Annotated in this window: 17 protein-coding genes; all 17 read right to left on the bottom strand. The window is 31.3% G+C overall.

Features of this window, described 5'->3' with window-relative positions:
- Position 1: 1 nt before the first annotated feature.
- Complete coding sequence (locus KQI88_RS03560) at positions 2 to 1,267, bottom strand: FAD-dependent oxidoreductase (RefSeq protein WP_216414966.1); 1,266 nt, start codon at positions 1,265 to 1,267, stop codon at positions 2 to 4.
- Positions 1,254 to 2,768 (bottom strand): NAD(P)/FAD-dependent oxidoreductase, encoded by a 1,515-nt coding sequence (locus KQI88_RS03555; protein ID WP_216414965.1) that lies wholly within the window; start codon positions 2,766 to 2,768, stop codon positions 1,254 to 1,256. Before KQI88_RS03555 ends, KQI88_RS03560 begins: the two co-directional genes overlap by 14 nt.
- A gap of 368 nt (positions 2,769 to 3,136) precedes the next feature.
- Positions 3,137 to 4,684 carry a glycerol kinase GlpK gene (gene glpK, locus KQI88_RS03550; RefSeq protein WP_216414964.1) on the bottom strand — a complete coding sequence of 516 codons (1,548 nt, stop codon included), beginning with the start codon at positions 4,682 to 4,684 and terminating at the stop codon, positions 3,137 to 3,139.
- Positions 4,685 to 4,763: 79 nt separating this feature from the next.
- On the bottom strand, positions 4,764 to 5,603 hold the full coding sequence (locus KQI88_RS03545; protein WP_216414963.1) for an MIP/aquaporin family protein: 840 nt from the start codon (positions 5,601 to 5,603) through the stop codon (positions 4,764 to 4,766).
- Positions 5,604 to 5,812: 209 nt separating this feature from the next.
- Positions 5,813 to 6,406, bottom strand: a complete 594-nt coding sequence (locus KQI88_RS03540) for a glycerol-3-phosphate responsive antiterminator (RefSeq protein WP_216414962.1) — start codon at positions 6,404 to 6,406, stop codon at positions 5,813 to 5,815.
- Positions 6,407 to 6,762: 356 nt separating this feature from the next.
- Positions 6,763 to 7,260, bottom strand: a complete 498-nt coding sequence (locus tag KQI88_RS03535) for a GNAT family N-acetyltransferase (protein WP_216414961.1) — start codon at positions 7,258 to 7,260, stop codon at positions 6,763 to 6,765.
- 18 nt (positions 7,261 to 7,278) lie between these two features.
- The gene (locus KQI88_RS03530; RefSeq protein ID WP_246579096.1) at positions 7,279 to 8,460 is read right to left on the bottom strand and encodes a DUF6688 domain-containing protein; all 1,182 of its coding nucleotides are present in this window, start codon (positions 8,458 to 8,460) and stop codon (positions 7,279 to 7,281) included.
- A gap of 33 nt (positions 8,461 to 8,493) precedes the next feature.
- A complete protein-coding gene (locus KQI88_RS18545; protein WP_334300596.1) occupies positions 8,494 to 8,685 on the bottom strand; it encodes a GNAT family N-acetyltransferase in 192 nt (63 codons plus the stop codon).
- 29 nt (positions 8,686 to 8,714) lie between these two features.
- Positions 8,715 to 9,548 (bottom strand): DUF2785 domain-containing protein, encoded by an 834-nt coding sequence (locus tag KQI88_RS03520; RefSeq protein WP_216414960.1) that lies wholly within the window; start codon positions 9,546 to 9,548, stop codon positions 8,715 to 8,717.
- A gap of 274 nt (positions 9,549 to 9,822) precedes the next feature.
- A complete protein-coding gene (locus KQI88_RS03515; RefSeq protein WP_216414959.1) occupies positions 9,823 to 10,026 on the bottom strand; it encodes a hypothetical protein in 204 nt (67 codons plus the stop codon).
- A gap of 208 nt (positions 10,027 to 10,234) precedes the next feature.
- A complete protein-coding gene (locus tag KQI88_RS03510; RefSeq protein ID WP_216414958.1) occupies positions 10,235 to 11,116 on the bottom strand; it encodes a putative RNA methyltransferase in 882 nt (293 codons plus the stop codon).
- Positions 11,117 to 11,607: 491 nt separating this feature from the next.
- The gene (locus KQI88_RS03505) at positions 11,608 to 12,909 is read right to left on the bottom strand and encodes a histidine--tRNA ligase (RefSeq protein ID WP_246579095.1); all 1,302 of its coding nucleotides are present in this window, start codon (positions 12,907 to 12,909) and stop codon (positions 11,608 to 11,610) included.
- A gap of 392 nt (positions 12,910 to 13,301) precedes the next feature.
- Positions 13,302 to 14,084, bottom strand: a complete 783-nt coding sequence (locus KQI88_RS03500) for a carbon-nitrogen family hydrolase (RefSeq protein WP_216414957.1) — start codon at positions 14,082 to 14,084, stop codon at positions 13,302 to 13,304.
- Between the two features lie 70 nt (positions 14,085 to 14,154).
- Positions 14,155 to 14,661: a S4 domain-containing protein gene (locus tag KQI88_RS03495; protein ID WP_216414956.1), complete on the bottom strand. Its 507-nt coding sequence runs from the start codon at positions 14,659 to 14,661 to the stop codon at positions 14,155 to 14,157.
- Positions 14,662 to 15,336: 675 nt separating this feature from the next.
- Positions 15,337 to 16,548, bottom strand: coding sequence for a [FeFe] hydrogenase H-cluster maturation GTPase HydF (gene hydF / locus KQI88_RS03490; RefSeq protein ID WP_216414955.1), 1,212 nt, complete (start codon positions 16,546 to 16,548; stop codon positions 15,337 to 15,339).
- A gap of 15 nt (positions 16,549 to 16,563) precedes the next feature.
- A complete protein-coding gene (gene hydG / locus KQI88_RS03485) occupies positions 16,564 to 17,937 on the bottom strand; it encodes a [FeFe] hydrogenase H-cluster radical SAM maturase HydG (RefSeq protein WP_216414954.1) in 1,374 nt (457 codons plus the stop codon).
- A complete protein-coding gene (gene hydE, locus KQI88_RS03480) occupies positions 17,934 to 18,989 on the bottom strand; it encodes a [FeFe] hydrogenase H-cluster radical SAM maturase HydE (protein ID WP_246579094.1) in 1,056 nt (351 codons plus the stop codon). Before hydE ends, hydG begins: the two co-directional genes overlap by 4 nt.
- Positions 18,990 to 18,993 lie beyond the last annotated feature (4 nt).

Here is an 18,993-nt window from a genome sequence, read left to right as displayed (position 1 = left end):
TTTACACCTCCTCCCTTTGTAGTTCTACTGTAATTTCTTTTATATCTTTATTTTTTAAATCCTTTATGGCAATTTTAATTGATTCCATTTCCCCTGGAGCTACATGCATTTTTTTTACTCTTTTAATCTCTGATCCATCAGCTTTGACAACCATTTGCATGTTATGATATACATCATCCACCCTCATGTATAGGTCCAAGGCTTTATCTATATTTTCTACTCTTACTTTTTGAGGCACTATATATCTAATCCCTTTCCCTGGGTTTATATTTAATATGGTTCCTTCTTTCTTTAACCGATTCTGTACATATCTAGCCGCATTTTTCCCTGCTCTTCTACTTTCCCCCGTTACCCAGTCAACTAAATCGTGGACATGGACAACATTACCACATGCAAATATTCCTTCTGCCGATGTTTCCATAGATTCGTTTACAACTGGTCCACCAGTAATATCATTTAATTCTATCCCCGCATTAATGGAAAGTTCATTTTCAGGTATTAGTCCTACAGATAAAAGCAATGTATCACACTCTATACGTCTTTCAGTGCCTTTAATAGGCTTTTTGTTCTCATCTACCTTTGCGATGGTAACAGCTTTTACCCGATCTTTACCTTCTATATTGATTACAGTATGGCTTAGTAAAAGTGGAATATTGAAGTCATCGAGACATTGCACTATATTTCTGCTTAATCCTCCAGAGTAAGGCATGATCTCTACCACTGCCTCAACCTCTGCCCCCTCTAGTGTCATTCTTCTTGCCATAATCAGTCCTATGTCTCCAGAGCCTAATATGACAACCTTTCTTCCTACCATATAACCCTCCATATTGACAAAACGTTGAGCTGTTCCTGCTGTAAATACCCCGGCTGGCCGTTCTCCTGGAATATTGATTGCACCCCTTGCTCTTTCTCTACATCCCATTGCCATGATAATTGCTTTAGCATTAATTTTCATCAACCCATCAATAGTGTTGATAGCCGTTATGGATTTATCTTCTCCTAAAGCTAACACCATTGTATCTAGTGTATATTCGATTCCCATTTCCTTTAGCTCATTAATAAATCTTTCGGCATACTCTGGCCCAGTTAGCTCCTCTTTAAATACATGGAGTCCAAAGCCATTATGAATACATTGCTGAAGGATTCCACCTAGCTCTCTATCTCTTTCAATCACTAATATATTATCTACACTATTTTTTCTAGCCTCTACTGCAGCCGCTAACCCTGCTGGACCGCCACCAATTACCACAATATCATAGTTTAGCATAATATTTACCTCCAACCTCTTCTTGCTTTGTCTCTGTCTGTAGCTTATCTGTGATGCCATAAATATTTTTTTGCTTTGTTTCTTCTGTTAAAATATATGATGTTTTCTTATCCTTAACGACTTCTGTAACCTTCATGTTTAACTCTCTAGCTATGATTTCCATCACTCTAGGACTACAAAAACCACCTTGACATCTACCCGATCCAGTCCTAGCTCTTTTCTTAACTCCATCCACTGTTGTAGCACCAACTTTCCTGTGAATGATATCAACAATCTCACCCTCTGTTATGTTTTCGCAACGACAAATAACCCTACCATACTTAGCATCTTTTTTTATTATTTCTGCCTTTTCTTCATCTGACAATTCCATAAAAGGTGTGAGGGGTTTTCTTACAGGATTAAAATCAGCTTTTTCTTCTAGTCCTCCAGCAATATTCTTAAGCATATTCATTATATAATCTGCTATAGCAGGTGCTGCAGAAAGTCCTGGAGAATCTATAGCAGCAACATTAATAAAGCCCTTTGCTTCCTTTGACTCTTCAATGATAAAGTCTCTAGAGGATGTTTTAGCTCTTAATCCAGAAAATGCTGTAATCACTTTATTGAAAGGTAAATTCTTTAGAGTTTTTTCAGCATGCTGTCTTAAGCTGTCTAACCCTTTACTGGTGGTTTCTATGCTCTCCTTTGTTTCAACAGCTTCGGCAGTAGGCCCTAACAATAGGTTTCCATGGACAGTAGGTAAAATCACTATACCTTTTCCATGCTTTGTTGGAGTTTGAAAGATTACACTATTTACATACTTCCCTACACTCTTATCAAATAGATTGTATTGTCCTCGATTAGGTATAATTTCAAAGGTTGGGCTACTTACCATGTTGTGAATCTTATCTGCAAACAATCCAGCAGCATTAATAATATATTTTGCTCTTATCTCATCTTCACCTAAGGAAATTAAGTAGCCATCCTCTACCCTTTGAATATTCTCTACTTGGCTATTTAATTTTACTTCAACATCATTATCCGCAGCATTTTCTGCCAAGGCAATAGTTAGCTCCCAAGGACCTATAATTCCCGCTGTTGGTGAATATAGTGCTCCTATTGCCTCTTCATTTAAATTAGGCTCTTTTTGCAAAAGTTCTTCTCTATTTAAAATCTTCATATTAGGTATTTTGTTTTCTATCCCTCTTTCATATAAATTCTCTATTGTTTTCATTTCATCTTCACTAAAGGCCACCACCAATGAACCGATTCTTTTAAAAGGCACACTCAAGTCTTTACAAACTTTATCAAACATGGCATTCCCCTTAGCATTTAATTCTGCCTTTAATGTTCCAGGTATTGCATCATATCCACTATGAACAATAGCACTGTTAGCCTTTGTGGTACCATTTGCCACATCATTTTCCTTTTCGATTAATACAATTTTTATATTATATTTAGATAATTCGCGGGCAATAAAGCTACCTATAACCCCTGCTCCTATAATGGCTACATCATACATATGATTTTCTCCTCTCTTTTTTTGAAACTCTGTAAAATAAGGACAAAAAATTTCCGATATCGCTAGCTCAATGCTCCATAACGCACTCAATTTTTAACATTAGTTAAAAATTTCAAGTGCTTAAAATACTTCCAGCCTGCTGCTTTCTTAATTATCTCACTATAGGAAAAACTATACTTTCCTAAGCAATAAAAAAAGCCATGCAAAATCTAACCCTATCTATTGATGATAGGTTAGTTTGCATGGCTCTCCAATTCTCGGCCTTTATCTATTATTTAATTAATATATTATATGACTATCTCACTTAAATGTTATCAATAATTATACCACTATACAATTATTTTGTAAATCCAACTTTTATTGATTTTTTAAGAATAAGCTACACATTCTTCTTCCATTATTTCCTCATCTTCTTCCTCTTCCGATTCCCACTTCAAGGCACGGCTAACTGCTCGTTTCCAGCCTTTATATAACTTTTCTTTTTTAGCATTTTCCATAGTCGGACTAAAAACAGTATCAACATTCCATTTATTAGCGATCTCATTTTTATCATTCCAGAAGCCTACAGCCAATCCTGCAAGATAAGCAGCTCCTAGAGCAGTTGTTTCTGTTATCTCAGGTCTATCTACCTGAACTCCTAATATATCCGCTTGAAACTGCATTAAGAAGTTATTAATAACAGCTCCACCATCGACTTTTAAAGACTTTAAGTCGATACCTGAGTCCTCTTGCATCGCCTCTAATACATCTCTAGTTTGATAAGCAATAGATTCTAATGTTGCTCTAATAATATGTTCGGCTTTAGCACCTCTTGTCAGTCCGACTATTGCACCTCTTGCATACATATCCCAGTAAGGTGCTCCCATACCTGTAAAGGCGGGTACCACATAAACACCATTAGAATCTGCTACCTTTTTCGCTAAATATTCAGTGTCCTCTGCATCTCTGATAATTTTAAGTTCATCTCTTAACCACTGAACCGAAGCCCCTGCTACAAAGATACTTCCCTCTAATGCATATTCTACCTTACCATCTACACCCCATGCCAAGGTAGTCAATAATCCATTTTCAGATGGCACAAATTTATCACCTGTGTTTATTAACATAAAACATCCTGTACCGTAGGTATTTTTAGCCATTCCTGGCTGAAAACATGCTTGCCCAAATAATGCAGCCTGCTGATCTCCCGCCGCTCCAGCTATTGGAATGTCAGCTCCACCATAAGTTTGATGATCTGTATATCCATAGATTTCACTAGATGCCTTTACTTCTGGCAACATAGATTTTGGAATATCTAATACTTCTAATATTTTTTCATCCCACTTCAGTTCTTTTATATTATATAGCATGGTTCTTGATGCATTGGAATAATCAGTTACATGTACTTTTCCTCTTGTTAAATTCCATATCAACCAACTATCTACTGTTCCAAATAACAATTCGCCATTTTCAGCCTTTTCTCTTGCCCCATCTACGTTATCTAATATCCATTTAACCTTGGTTCCCGAAAAGTATGCGTCTACCACTAATCCCGTATTATCTCTAATATACGCCTCCATACCTTGTGCTTTTAGTTCATCACAAATAGCTGCAGTTCTTCTACATTGCCAAACAATTGCATTGTATATCGGCTTACCCGTATTTTTATCCCATACGATGGTGGTCTCTCTTTGGTTTGTAATCCCTATTGCTGCAATATCTTGAGGACTTACACCTGTTGTTTCCAATACCTCTCTAGCAACACCACTCTGGGTTCCCCATATTTCCATTGGATCATGCTCTACCCAGCCTGCCTTTGGATAAATTTGAGTGAATTCTTTCTGTGATGTTCCTATTCTTTTACCCTCATGGTCAAATAATATTGCTCTTGAACTTGTGGTTCCTTGGTCTAATGCCATTATGTATTTTTTCAACATTAACTCCCCCTTAGATTCTTAAAATTACAGCTTGCTCTTTTTTACCTATAGCTATAACCCTATTGATTTTATATGGTTTTTATTCAACCACATGGATAGTAGCTTCTTTTTCTTCTACCTCTTCTGTTTCCTCATGTCCTAATATGTATTTGCTAATCGTGTTTTCATATAAATATCCTCCCACAAGACCACCAATGATAGGGCCTATGATTGGTACCCAAAAATACCCATTAGGTGCAGGCAAACCAATTCTTCCCCATCCTGCTAAAGAAGTAAATAGTTTTGGTCCAAAATCTCTTGCTGGATTCATAGCAAATCCTGTTAATGATCCAAAGCTTCCACCTATAATCGCAATGGTAATACCTATTAATACAGCGGCAAAAGGTGCATATTTACCTTTAGGAGCATTTGTATTTCTTTCATCTCCCAAGGCAAATATTACCATTAGCAATATTGCAGTAATAATTATTTCAACAACAAGTGCATGTATGTTGGTCAAATAAGCCTGTGGATAAGTTGAAAATATCCCTGCTGTTGTAACACTGTCTATACTGCCTCTTATTATGCCATTGGCTTGTTCAAATGCTGCAAATGATTTATGGTATAAAGCAAAAGTTACAGCTGCCCCCGTAAAAGTCCCAGCGATCTGTGCACCAATATACGGGATTACCTTCTTCCATGAAAATCCTCTGAATACGGCAAGTGCAATTGTTACTGCCGGATTAATATGGGTACCTGATACTGCTCCAGTAACATAAATGGCCATCGTTACACCAAAGCCCCATATTAAAGCAACGTCCCAATTGTTATACTCAGAACCCATTAGTACCAAAGTTGCTACAGATCCTGCACCGAAAAACAATAAAATAAAGGCTCCAATAAATTCTGATATTAGTTCTCCCTTTAAATTATTTTTCATTTTTATCCCCCCACTCATTTTCTTGATCCTACTTAGATTTACAGCTAACCCTACTCTTTTTCACCTCTCTCTCACCTAAGATTGCTAACGCTTTTCTGAATCTGAAAAGAATCAGAAAAATCGTTGTTGCTCTTGAATACAATTGAATTTAAAATCAATCTTAACCTATATGTAAAATTATTCTTTGTAGATTCCAAGTAGATACCCTTTTATAATTTCCAAATGCTATTATTACTAGATGATACTCCTATTGCACCTGCCTTTAAGCTCTCAATTACATCTTCTTTATCATTGATTAGTCCTCCAGCGATCAGAGGAATTTGAGTTTCTTTACTAATTCTTTTTATAATTTTAGGCATAATTCCTGGTAAAATTTCTATTGCATCCGGCTGCACAGTTTGAATAGATGTAATACCAGTTTCTAAGGATAAGGAGTCCAATATAAATAACCTTTGAATTAAAAACATATTCATATTTTTAGCTTTTTTAATCAAATTGCTTCTAGTTGTAATAATACCATGAGGTTGAATATATTCATTAATATATCTTAATGCAATTAAATCTTTAGAAAAGCCTTCTAATAAGTCAAGGTGAATACATATCATTTTTTCCTTTTCCTTAACCCTGGTTACAATATCTTTTAGATTAAATATGCTTCCTGTTAGTAAAAAGATAATTTCACAGTCCGATTCCAAGGCTAGCTCTAGTTCTTCAATATCATTAACTGCAGCAACAATTGGATTATTTTGAATCTTATTGTAAAATTCTCTTTTAAAATCCTCTAATTTTTTAAATTTTTCCAATATTCTCTCCTCCTACTATAATCCAAGCAAATTTCATGCCAAATTTCCCGAGCAGATGCTTCAAATAGTAAGTTCCACATAGCAACCACTGATTTGTTAGAAATTTCAAATATATTTAATTATTATAATTTAAAATGTTTTATTAATTTTATTGATTTATTGTGAAGTTCGCTGGTACTTTTTATCAATTTTATTAATTATATTATAATTTTGTTGGTAAAAAGTATCAAGCATACAATAATAAAGCCCGTTAATTGGAAACGGGCTTTATTATTGTATTTATTTAATTTTCATTAATATTAGAACTATTTTTCTATATTAATTGCCTAAAATATATATAGTCTAAAGTAAAAAAACTATATATCTGTATTCATATAAATCATTACACCAAACTTAATTTTATCATTTTCTGATATTCTTTCAAATGATGTTACTTTTTTAAACCCAACCCTCTCATACACCTTAATTGCTCGCTGATTAAAATCTGCAACCGTTAGACGAAAGTTTTTTATATGTAATTGATTTTGACCAAATTCCATACCTTTTCTTAAAAATTCAATACCAATTCCTTTACCGCATAAATCTGGTCTTATTCCTAAACCTATATCAATATATTCTTCTGATTTATAAGCTCCAAATTGTTTCCCAACTGGAACTTGTGCAGATTCTCCAAAACAATAGTATCCTATAAGATTGTCTTGACTGTCTAGAACCGAATAATATGAACCATTAAGTAGTTCTTCAATACTCTCTCTACTATCATCCATATTGTAAATAGAATATGGCTCTGTATATCTCCATTTTGAAATCATCTCTGCTTCAATATAGTTCATTTGTTTTATAGTATATTCCATTTTAATCCTTCCTTTGTGTTATCCTTCATGAATACTATGTTGCGCTTTATTATTAAAATCTAGTTGATTTATTGGTAGATATTGACTTGATATTCTTGTCTCAGGATTTTGATCTATAGCATATAAAAATACAATAAATAGCCATTCTAATGGTTTCATTAAAATATAAATAATATCCGCTCTGTTTTTTGTAGTAATAATTCTTGATAGCGGGTATCCATACTTATCATACATATATCTAATATACTTGTGAATTCTAGGTATTCTCTCTTCAATAACTTGTTCAAAGGCATTGGCTATCATAAGTTGTCTATTTACAACTATCTTCTCCCCACCCCTTATTCCATACCTAAGAGGTTTTACTATTTCCCTATGTCCTCTTAAAGCTACTGTACATAAATAGTGTGCATCTACTGATATAGGCGGTGGAGATATTTTTTGTGATAAGGTCCAGTCACTAGTTTCTGTAAATGCCTTTATTATACTATCTGGTTGCTGCCCAAACAGAATTAAGATCATTATTATTATTGCTAATATTGGTAGAGTAAAAAGTAATGCAATAGCTGTCCAGTTTCTGCTATCTAATAATATCCTATTTAAAGTCGCTAAAATCTTATTATTATATACTCTATTCTCAAATTCCTTATCTATATATTCCTGCTTTAGACTTTTTATTAAAACTATAGAACATAGAGTAAAGTTAATTGGAAGTAAAGTAAAATATATAATTGGATCGAATAATGCATATATGTTGTCCAATGCGAGCAGGTACTTAGATAATTGTATTAATATTAAAAACCCTAGCAGATTTCCTATTAAAACAAAAGATATATTTAGGACACTCATCAATGGAGATAGTGATGTTCTCTTTTCTCTAAGAATAAAGTATCCTAGGTACCCAATTACTATAAATATTAATACTGTTGGAAAGTGAGCTATTTGAATAGGAGAATGGATATCAACAATATCAGCACCAGATTGTATTGGCTCTGTATAGTCTCTGAACTCTAAAAAACTCCATAATATAATATTAAAAATAACACCACATACTATAGTCCATATATCAATATTTTTAAGCTTCTTTATCCAACTTTGACTAAATTCCATTTTAAAGTAAAAAGCATTTATAAGTCTAATTATATTTACTACTGTTATTAAAAGTGGAAGTACCATAAATATACATATCAAAATTATATGCATAATATCCCTTCTTTTTCTCTTACTATTAGTTTACTACTTCCATTCAATAGCTAACATACTATAAACAATATGACTTACATAATGGTCATAAATCCATTCAGAGCCCCTAATTAAACCTTCTTTAGTGAAGCCAAGTCTTTCTGGAATAGCTCTACTTTTATAATTATTTTCAGCACACCTAATTTCAACTCTATGTAATTTAAAATTATTAAAAGCATAATTTATAATGTAACTATTATTGATTCCATTACATTTTAGTACTCTGGAAACTTCTGATTAATCTCTGTAAGAACTTCTAGGGTGTACTTATTGAGCCATTGATATTCTTTGTACGTTAATGTTCTAAAATATAAACTTCTGATAAAAGTTTTTGTATTTACAATAAACCAATAATCTTTCGGCCAATTTGAAGGGTTCTCAAAATCAGAAAAATGATTCAACCATTCTTTAACCCTTTCCATAACTAAAATATTTCGTGCAACTACTGATACTACGGCAGTCACCAATCTTTCATCTTCGCCAAATGAATATGCGATATGATTTGTACTGACCTTTGTATAAATAACATTTAATATCTGATATAATTCTTCACTACCTAAATACTTATTTTTGCTTAATTCATCTAAACAATCTGCCAGGTGTGCTACGGAATGTGCCCAACCTTTATTAATTACATATCCTCGTAAATCCTTCTCACTTAAAGCATATTCAACTATTTTTTCATATACTCTAATTACTTCCTTTTCTAATAAAAATGAATTTATATCATTATCATAATAAAGAATTGATGTTAATATTAATATTGAAAATGACCGCATAAAAACTGTGTCTGATTCTGTTTCTCTCAATCCAAAAGATAAGTTTACAAGACACCTTTCTAATATTTCTCTTAATTTTTCATTCGAAATTCGTTTATCAATAATCCACTTTGAAAGTGTGGAGTATATCAGTTCATCTCTCAATTCAAAGTCAATTGATCCAATATGAGTTAACATTGCATCTATTATTTCTTCAGCATCTTCTGAACTGAATTTAAATTCATGCTTATTAATAGTACTTAATACTTCTTTTAGCTGTTTTTCATTCATATCTTTTGCTCCTTTTTAAAATACATTATATTAATTGATAAATCTAATTTCCATAAGTTCTATAAAAATATATTAGACATTTTCCCTAGAAATCCTTTATATAAAATTCGATATATTTTTAATTTTCATCATATAATGAACTTGACGTTACTATTGTATTTACTTATTATGAATTATTATAATAGATAAACAAATAAAAACCCTACTGTTTTAACAGTAAGGTTCATTATTAATATTTGTGCCATAGAAGTTAACGATAGAGTCTACTATTTTCTTATATATTTTGTAATTCAGAAAAACATTTGTCTTTGTTTTCCCATATCCATAAAAGAATATTTCTATTATATGTTCCAAATATATGATAAAAGTGATAGGTTGAAAATCCTGAAAGCTTTGCCAATTCATCAGCACTAATCTCTGATTTTAGATTTTCTTCAATATAGTCTATGGTTCTTTGTAAAATATCTATTGTATCCATTCACTTCCCCCCAATTCGTAATTTAAATTTAACATATAGACGGTCTAAAAATATTTCCTGTATTGCGGAGTTGAATTATCTTACTCTATAGGATAATATAGCTATGTTAAATTATCCATTTTACTATTGATTGAAGCATTACCTATGCAAATATATGTCTATACAAAAAAGCCGCACAAAATGCGGCTTAAAACTATAACCAACTTAACTATTTTTTACATCTACCTACTAGAATTCTTAGGTCTATAGTTATGCTAGATATGTCTAGCTTTATTAAATCATCTTTTTGCTCTTTACTCAAACTTGATGTTAATGGAGTCATTTTTATTAGGTCTTTCAAATTAGATTTATCTATACTGCATTTATAATTAAGTCTTTTTTCAGATACTATCTCTAAATGTTGGTGAAAAACTTCAATAACATTTTTATTAGAATAATTATTACTTTTCATTTTATTTTGTATTCCATATCTTATTTCTTTTAGATATTCCGATTCAGGAATAACCTTAATCACTATACCTTTATTATCTAAAACCCTAATAAACTCTTCATAATTTGCTGGAGACAGTATATTTAATATTACAGCAAATTTACAAGTTTGAAATGGTAAGTTTGATAAATCTGAAACGCACCAAATTATATCATTTCCTTCTCTTGTAGCAATATTTATTCCCTCTTTAGATATATCAATTCCTACAAAATCATATTTATTACTAAGATTTTGATTTTTAGATAGTTGATTTAAATAGTGTCCTTCTCCACAGCCAGTATCCAATATATAATTTTTATTTTTATATAAAGTATATTCATCAACTATATCTACTAGTTCTGTAATCAATCTATCATAAAAGTTAGCATTATATATTTTATTTCTAGATTCAAATAGATCTTTACCATAAATTTTGTTACTACTTCTATTTGCCAAATTAACATAACCTTTTTTTGATATATCGAAGCAGTGATTATTATTACAAATTAAGCTGCTTTTATCGTTTATTTTCATATTATCTTTACAAACAGGGCATCTAAATATTTCAATATTTTTCTCAAATAATAATTTTGCCTTTTCTAATTTTCCGTTTTGTTTCATATCCATAATCTCCTTTTATTTACTATTTAAACGTAAATAGCACGGGATTATGGCTACTTTCTTATAGCTTAAAAGTTATAATCTTTAATATTAGATAGCCACAAACCGTGCGCTATCCTCTTAATCTAATATAATAAATACATCCTCTACAACTCATCATCTTACCTCCTTATTTTAAATGGAATATTAGAAATTTAAATATAAAAATACCTTGAAACATAAACGCAATAGATTTAATGCTCCAAGGTATTTATACTTTATAATAGAATCTAATAATACACTATTTATTAGACTAGTTAATCTTATATATCTATTGGAGCAGTATATATCTTATATTTGTTAAATACATTAAATAAATTTTTCATATAATACCACTCCCATCTAATTGTTTATTTATGATTTTCATTATATCTTGTTTTACACTTATTGTAAATGCCATAGCATTTAATAAATGTATTATTGCAAAATAATCCGCCTCTATTATAAATCTATTACTCTATTTTCTCTTTTAAATAACTCATAATTTCATCCATTAATATCTCAGTTTCACTACCACGTTTCATATCTCTAATTCTGACCTTGCCTGTTTTTATCTCATCTTCCCCCAGTACAATAACAAAAGGAATCTGCTGCTTTCCTGCGTATTCAAGGCTTTTTCCTACCTTTCTTTTATCCATCTCCATATCAGCAGAAATTCCATGTCTCCTTAGTAAGGTTACTAGATTAATGGCTTCTAGCTGTGTTCCAATAGGAACAATATATATTTGTACTGGTGGTTTTTCCATACTAATTTCTTTATATAATAGAGCATTATAGATCACATCTAATCCAAAGGTTATTCCAACTGCAGGATATTCAATACCATTATTTATAAAAGCACCTATGATTTTGTCATACCTTCCCCCAGCTCCCACACTAGATGCTATGCTTCTATCCTTAAGAAATATCTCAAATACTGTACCTGTATAAATTTCAAGACCTCTTGAAAGCCAAGGAGAAAATTTACAGATATCTTGTATACCTGCTGATTTAATATAGCCCCATAACTCATCTAGTTCTTGTATTCCTTGCCTAATAAGCTCATTTTGGGGATCAAATCTTAGGCTCTTTAGAAGTTCTTCACCTTCCATATTTAAAAAATAAAATAGTTTTTCTATATATTGTTTTTCTACATATTTTTCAGTTAATTCTGCCCTAACACCTTCCTCACCTATCTTTTCAATCTTATCTAAGCTCAATATAACACTATTTTCTAGATCTTCAGGTATACCAACGACTTTTATAATTCCAGAGAGAAATTTTCTATTATTAAAATAAATATATACTTCCAGTTCTAACATCTTATAGATATCATTGGCCATAATCATTAACTCTGCTTCTGCCGTTATTGATTTTACTCCTATTATATCTACATCACATTGAACAAACTCTCGGTTGCGTCCAGTTTTAACTGGCCCATCCCGAAATACCTTACCTATTTCATATCTTTTAAATGGTAATCTTATATTAGGATTCATGCCAATTACTCTGGCAAGTGGAACAGTTAAATCATATCTTAGTCCAATATCCCTTTGTCCTTGATCCTTAAATTTGTATACTTCCTTTAATATCTCAGCACCTCCAGCATACTTGGATGCGAGTATATCATAATAGCTAATTATAGGAGTTTCTAGTGGTTGATATCCATAGCTTTCAAATACATCTGTTAGTTTTCTAATTATCTTATTTCTCGCTCTCTGCTCACTTGGCATAAAATCACAAGTTCCCTTTAAATTTCTTAATTCCATTAACATTTTCAATTCCTCCTTCATTAATTTAGTATTATAATTAAAATTATTTGCTATTTAAAAAATAAAAAGAAGCCCTACATGTATTTAATAAAATACCTGTAAGGCTTCCAAAATTATCTGCCACCACAGGTACAAGCACCAATAGCACTTATACCTATGATACAAAATCAAGGTTATAAGTGCTCTCTGTGATGGTGATGAAGTTTTATAGTTACAATATAATTTATATACATATTCATTCACCTCGAACTTTTTTACATTTTAACATTAACTATAATAAATGTCAATTATTTCTTATTTATTAATAATACGTATGTTTATATTCTATACTTATTAATATATCACTATACAATTCATTAGTATTACATTGGGATAAAATTGAAATAAAATCACCTCTACCTGTATAAGTCAGTTCTTCTGTCATTGTAAACATTTATAGTATTTCTAATTTTATCAAATATTTTCATATCAAAATCACCTGTTATTATTTCTTCTTCATATGATGCTTTAGCTATGGTTTCACCCCAAGGATTAATAAGAGCTGAATGACCACCATATATAGTCTCTCCTGCAGTACCACACGAATTTACACAGGCTACAAAAATCTGATTTTCAATTGCACGTGCTTCATTCAATATTTCCCAATGTTTAATTCTAGAAACAGGCCATTGGGCTACAACAAAAAGTATTTTGATTCCTTGTAAAGCTAAAGTACGTACAAGCTCTAAAAATCTAATGTCATAGCATATTATTACTCCACATTTTACTCCATCTAATTCAAAAGTTGTTACTCTATTACCTTTTTTGAAATAATCATCTTCATGCATAAATGAGAAAAGATGTGTCTTATCATATTCAGCGATACATTCACCCTTTTTATTAAATATATATGATGTATTATATATTTCTCCTTCCTTTTCATTTACAACAGAACCGGCGATTATATTCACATTTAATTCCTTTGATAAGTATGAAAACAGCTCTATGGTTTGCTTTCCATTTTTATCGCAAAGCTCCTTTATGTTCTCTACAGGAAAAACACCTGTATTCCATGTTTCAGGCAAAACTATGGTGTCTGGATTTTCCTTTGCAGCTAATCTAATAAGTTCTTCTGCTTTTTTATAGTTATTATCAGGATTTGCAAACTCCATACTCATCTGAACTAAGCCTATTCTCACTTTTATCATCTCCCATAGATTTTTTGCAATAAGACCCTGCTGAATTGACAGTAGGGTCTTTCATTATTGCTTAAATTTTGCTTATTAACAAGGTTACAACATCTTTTTCTCTTAAATTAACTTTTGATTTGACTTGGTTATTATTCACTCTTATAAAACCTTTAGTGATTAGTTCTACAATTTTTTCCCTACTAATATCTTGGATTTTTGAAGATAAAAACTTATCTATTCGTATTTTTTCCTGCAATGTATTAATATAAATTTCTATCTCAGTAATACCATCTTTCTTAAATTGTGCTATTTGAATTTCATCATATTTACTTTCTTGAATCATAAAGTCTTCATCAACATTCTCTAAGCCTGATTTAGCTTTAAATGTATCAATTCCTTTATTCCATGTATGTCCATTTGGACATTTGTATATTGCGAAATAGAATATATTTTTTCCATTGGCATTCTGCCTTCTTTTTAATGAATCTTTAAACTCTACTTTTTTTCCACAATTATGACAATATCTCTCTTCCTTATCTATCTTACCATTGTATATATTCCAATTTAAACTTAATTTCTTCTCCATATTCCTTACCTCCGATAATTTTTGTTTTACGGCAAGGAATATAAAAATAATTTTCTTGTATTTTTATTTTCGGTAATGTATCAATCATAAACTTTTAATATACTCCTTCCGTTTATTGATTTAAGTCCATTACCTTCGTAAAAGGTGTCATATATTCACCACCAATCAATGTATTTTTTGCTTTTATGTACTCTATGGGCAATTTAGAAAAGACCACTCTAACCTTTATTTAATTTAAAATAAAAAAGACCATAAGAAGATATATTCTTCTTACAGTCTAAAATACAAATATCTGATTATTATAATTTAATAAAAACAAAATTAAATACAAGTAGAGAAAATACTTTTTAATAAAAAGCATTCTACTAAAACCCCATATAAACCTTGTTTAATTATGATAATCTATTTTAGTAAGTAAGTTACCTTCTAAATTGCTAATTCCATAGGAGAGTACAACAAATAAACCTAATCCTAATTAGGCACAGTAAACTCTCTTGAAAATAATTATTAATTTTGAAATAAAATTAATATTAGCAATTAGCTGGCTTCATTCCTTACTTCCCTCCTTCTAGATTATAAATACAATAACAGTATATATTAAAAAGTATTACTTGTAAATATATTTTCTTACAATTCCGATTAATCATACATACTTTTATAATAAATATCTATTATTTACATAAACACCTGTGTAGCTCTATCTAATGTATCTGTTAAATAAGCAAGTAATATACCATAATTAGTAATAGGTACATTATTATCTTGGCAAATTTTAATCCTACTAGCCATACTTTTCTTATTTAACATACATGATCCACAATGAATCACCAAATCATAGGACTCTATATCCTTTAGGAAATCTTCTCCCATTCTAAAATGAAAATCTATTTCCTTTTCTAAATGTTTAGTCAAAAATTTTGGAATTTTAACCTTTCCTATATCTTCATGGGATGTATTATGTGAACAGCTTTCCATAATTAGAACCCTTGGATTTTCTTTTTCTTTTAATTTTTCAATAGTTGTTATTCCTTCTAAAAATGTTTTCAAATCTCCCTTTTGTCTGGCCATAATTATAGAAAAGCTGGTGAGATTAATATATCTAGGTACTATTTTATCTACTTCCTTAAATACTTGTGAATCAGTAACTATAAGGTCTATATCCTTTAAGTCCTCTATAGCAGACGCTAATTCTATATCTCTGACTACATAGGATTTTATCCCATGATCTAAGCAATCTCTAATAAGCTGCACTTGAGGTAAAATAAGTCTTCCCTTTGGTGCCTCAGAATCTATAGGAACTACCATTATAATTTTACCACCGTAGGGGATAATATCTCCTATTAAAGTCTCTTCTTTATCCTCTATATTAAGTTTTTTTATCAATTCATCCTTTAAATTTTCTATAGTAGTATCATACTTTGTAGATATAAAGACTACATTCTCCCATTTCTTCTCAAATTCTATATTATATTTAATTTCTTGTAGCCTTTCTTTTGAAACAATATCAACTTTATTGATAACTGTAATGTAGGGAATGTCTCTTCTTTTAAATTCCTTTACAAACTCTAAATAAGACTCCTGTTCAATATCATCTATTGCCATTACGTATATGGCAAAGTCTACTTTTTCTAAGGTCTTTATAGCTTTTTCTACCCTTAAGACACCTAACTCTCCACCATCATCTATACCTCCTGTATCTATAAAAACCACAGGACCAAATGGAATCAGCTCTACTGCTTTAGACACTGGATCTGTTGTAGTCCCCTTAATATCTGATACTAAAGATACATCCTGACCTATGATCTTATTCATAATAGATGATTTGCCTGCATTTCTCTTGCCGTAGACAACTATATGCCTTCTATTTCCTTTTGGTGTATTGTTCATAGATATTCTCCTTAGTTATAAATATAAATCCCTTTCTCCTTGTTTTATTCTATCTATTTTTTCTTGAAGAAGATTCTTTATATCTTCCCTTTCGATGTTTACTATCTCCCTATCTATCATTTGATTTATTACATCTTGAAAATCTTTATTTCCATAATCTAAAGCATACTCCATTAGAGTCATAAGTGCATTAGGTCCACAAACGTTCTGTATTTGCCCTGACTTTGCCAATTGCATAAACCTATCCCCAGTCCTTCCCATCCTATAGCAGGCCGTACAATAGGATGGAATATGTCCACTATCTATTAACTCTTTTATTACTTCAAAGGGTTTTCTATTATCAGCTACTTCAAATTGAGATTTACTTTTTCTATCTTCATTTTCCTTATATCCTCCTACCCCAGTACAAGACCCAGCACTAATTTGAGATACACCATATTCTATTACTTCTTTTCTCATTTCATAGGTTTCTCTTGTGGATAGAATGATCCCTGTAAATGGAACTGCAAGTCTAATAATAGCAACAATTTTTTTAAATTCATCATCTGTTACTATATGGGGGAATAAGCTAAGCTCCATCCCTTCAGCTTTTTTAAGCCTTGGTACAGAAATAGTATGAAAGCCTACACCATATTTCTTTTCCAAATACTCATTATGAAGCATTAGAGCTAATACTTCAAATTTATAATCATATAATCCAAATAAAACCCCTGCCCCCACATCATCTATACCTCCTTCAATGGCTCTATTGAAAGCTGTTAGATGGTAATCATAATTTGCCTTTGGTCCATTTGGATGCATTTTTTCATAGGTGGGTTTATGATAAGTTTCTTGAAATAGTATATAAGTACCTATACCTGCATCCTTTAATTTTCTATAGTTATCTACTGTAGTTGCTGCAATATTTACATTGACTCTTCTAATCTTGCCATTATCATTATAGGTTTCATAGATAGCTTCTATGGCTTCTAAAATGTACTCTATATCACAATTTATAGGGTCCTCTCCGGCCTCTATAGCTAGTCTTTTATGGCCCATCTTTTCTAATAGTTTTACTTCTTCCTGTATTTCTTGCCTAGTAAGTTTTCTTCTTTTAAAATTATTCTCTCTTTTATACCCGCAGTAGACACAGTTATTTGCACAATAATCACTTAAATAAAGTGGAGCAAAAATTACAATACGTTTCCCATATATTTCATTTTTTATCTTCCTGGCTATTTTGAAAATTTCTTTTAGATCATTTTCATCTTCTGATTGAAGTAGAATGGCTATATCTCTATGGGATAAGTCTTCTTTATTATTTGCCCTATCTAATATGTCTCTAACATCTTCCTTTGTTGCATTCTTTGTTTCTTCTAATAAATTATATATATAATTATGATTAATCATATTCTTGTCCTCCACTTTATATTGTCTCCTCTAGACATATCTATGGAAAAACCTGATGATACTATTCTATTCTCTATGCAGCTTCTACATTCGGCTGCTTCATCGCCGGTGCAAATCTTTCCATCATATAAGGAGTACTTTTCTCTCACCTTAGTAGGTGAGAGATTTGGCATAACTACATTGGCTCCTGCCTTTATTCCCTGTTCTCTTCCAAGAGGATGTATTGTCCCTAAAGCTGTTGTTGCTGGCAATAATGAATAAGGTAAAAACAATCTAGTTAAGGCAATTATAGTAATAGTATCCCTAAGTGTACCCCCCTCTTCATATTTGTAGATGGTATCCCTGTGTGGAATAAATGGTCCTATGCCCACCATTTCAGGCTCTAATTCTTTTAGAAACAGGATATCCTTAGCTAGATCCTCTTTGGCTTGTGTTGGTATTCCAACCATAAATCCTGCGCCTACCTGATATCCTATTTTCTTTAGATTCCAAAGGCATTCCATTCTATTATCATAGTTGGAATTTGTATGTATTCTTTCAAATAGTTTTCGGCTGGCTGTTTCATGTCGAAGAAGATACCTATCTGCCCCTGCCTTATAATATTTTTCATAGGATTCATAGGATTTCTCACCTATTGAAAGGGTTACTGCAACATCTGGATATTTATCTTTTATTTCAGTGATTACGCCAACTATCATATTATCTAAATAATAGTCATCTTCTCCCCCTTGTAATACAAATGTTCTATACCCTAAGTTATAGCCTACATCACAGCATTGAAGAATATTCTCTAAAGTTAATCTATATCTTTCCACGTTTTTATTTGAAGCATTTATCCCACAATATTTACAGCCTCTTTTACAGTGATTTGTAAATTCTATTAATCCCCTCATATAGACCTTATCACCATAGATTTTCATTCTTGTTTCATGAGCTTTCTCAATAAGATAGTCCTTTCCAGACTCTTCAATATGATCTAGGATAAATACTAGCTCATCATAATCTAAATTATTGGTTTTATGTAGTTTATCTATTAGATTTATTATTTTCATTTAT

This window comes from Alkaliphilus flagellatus, assembly GCF_018919215.1.
Taxonomy (GTDB): Bacteria; Bacillota; Clostridia; order Peptostreptococcales; family Natronincolaceae; genus Alkaliphilus_B; species Alkaliphilus_B flagellatus.
The sequence above is the reverse complement of the archived record's forward strand: the minus strand, read 5'-3'. Positions and strand labels throughout refer to the sequence as shown.

Excerpts from the sequence above, each read along its gene's own strand:
- KQI88_RS03560 (WP_216414966.1), bottom strand. The coding sequence starts at position 1,267 with ATGCTAAACTATGATATTGTGGTAATTGGTGGCGGTCCAGCAGGGTTA.
- KQI88_RS03555 (WP_216414965.1), bottom strand. The coding sequence starts at position 2,768 with ATGTATGATGTAGCCATTATAGGAGCAGGGGTTATAGGTAGCTTTATT.
- glpK (WP_216414964.1), bottom strand. The coding sequence starts at position 4,684 with ATGTTGAAAAAATACATAATGGCATTAGACCAAGGAACCACAAGTTCA.
- KQI88_RS03545 (WP_216414963.1), bottom strand. The coding sequence starts at position 5,603 with ATGAAAAATAATTTAAAGGGAGAACTAATATCAGAATTTATTGGAGCC.
- KQI88_RS03535 (WP_216414961.1), bottom strand. The coding sequence starts at position 7,260 with ATGGAATATACTATAAAACAAATGAACTATATTGAAGCAGAGATGATT.
- KQI88_RS03530 (WP_246579096.1), bottom strand. The coding sequence starts at position 8,460 with ATGCATATAATTTTGATATGTATATTTATGGTACTTCCACTTTTAATA.
- KQI88_RS03520 (WP_216414960.1), bottom strand. The coding sequence starts at position 9,548 with ATGAATGAAAAACAGCTAAAAGAAGTATTAAGTACTATTAATAAGCAT.
- KQI88_RS03515 (WP_216414959.1), bottom strand. The coding sequence starts at position 10,026 with ATGGATACAATAGATATTTTACAAAGAACCATAGACTATATTGAAGAA.
- KQI88_RS03510 (WP_216414958.1), bottom strand. The coding sequence starts at position 11,116 with ATGAAACAAAACGGAAAATTAGAAAAGGCAAAATTATTATTTGAGAAA.
- KQI88_RS03505 (WP_246579095.1), bottom strand. The coding sequence starts at position 12,909 with ATGTTAATGGAATTAAGAAATTTAAAGGGAACTTGTGATTTTATGCCA.
- KQI88_RS03495 (WP_216414956.1), bottom strand. The coding sequence starts at position 14,661 with ATGGAGAAGAAATTAAGTTTAAATTGGAATATATACAATGGTAAGATA.
- hydF (WP_216414955.1), bottom strand. The coding sequence starts at position 16,548 with ATGAACAATACACCAAAAGGAAATAGAAGGCATATAGTTGTCTACGGC.
- hydG (WP_216414954.1), bottom strand. The coding sequence starts at position 17,937 with ATGATTAATCATAATTATATATATAATTTATTAGAAGAAACAAAGAAT.
- hydE (WP_246579094.1), bottom strand. The coding sequence starts at position 18,989 with ATGAAAATAATAAATCTAATAGATAAACTACATAAAACCAATAATTTA.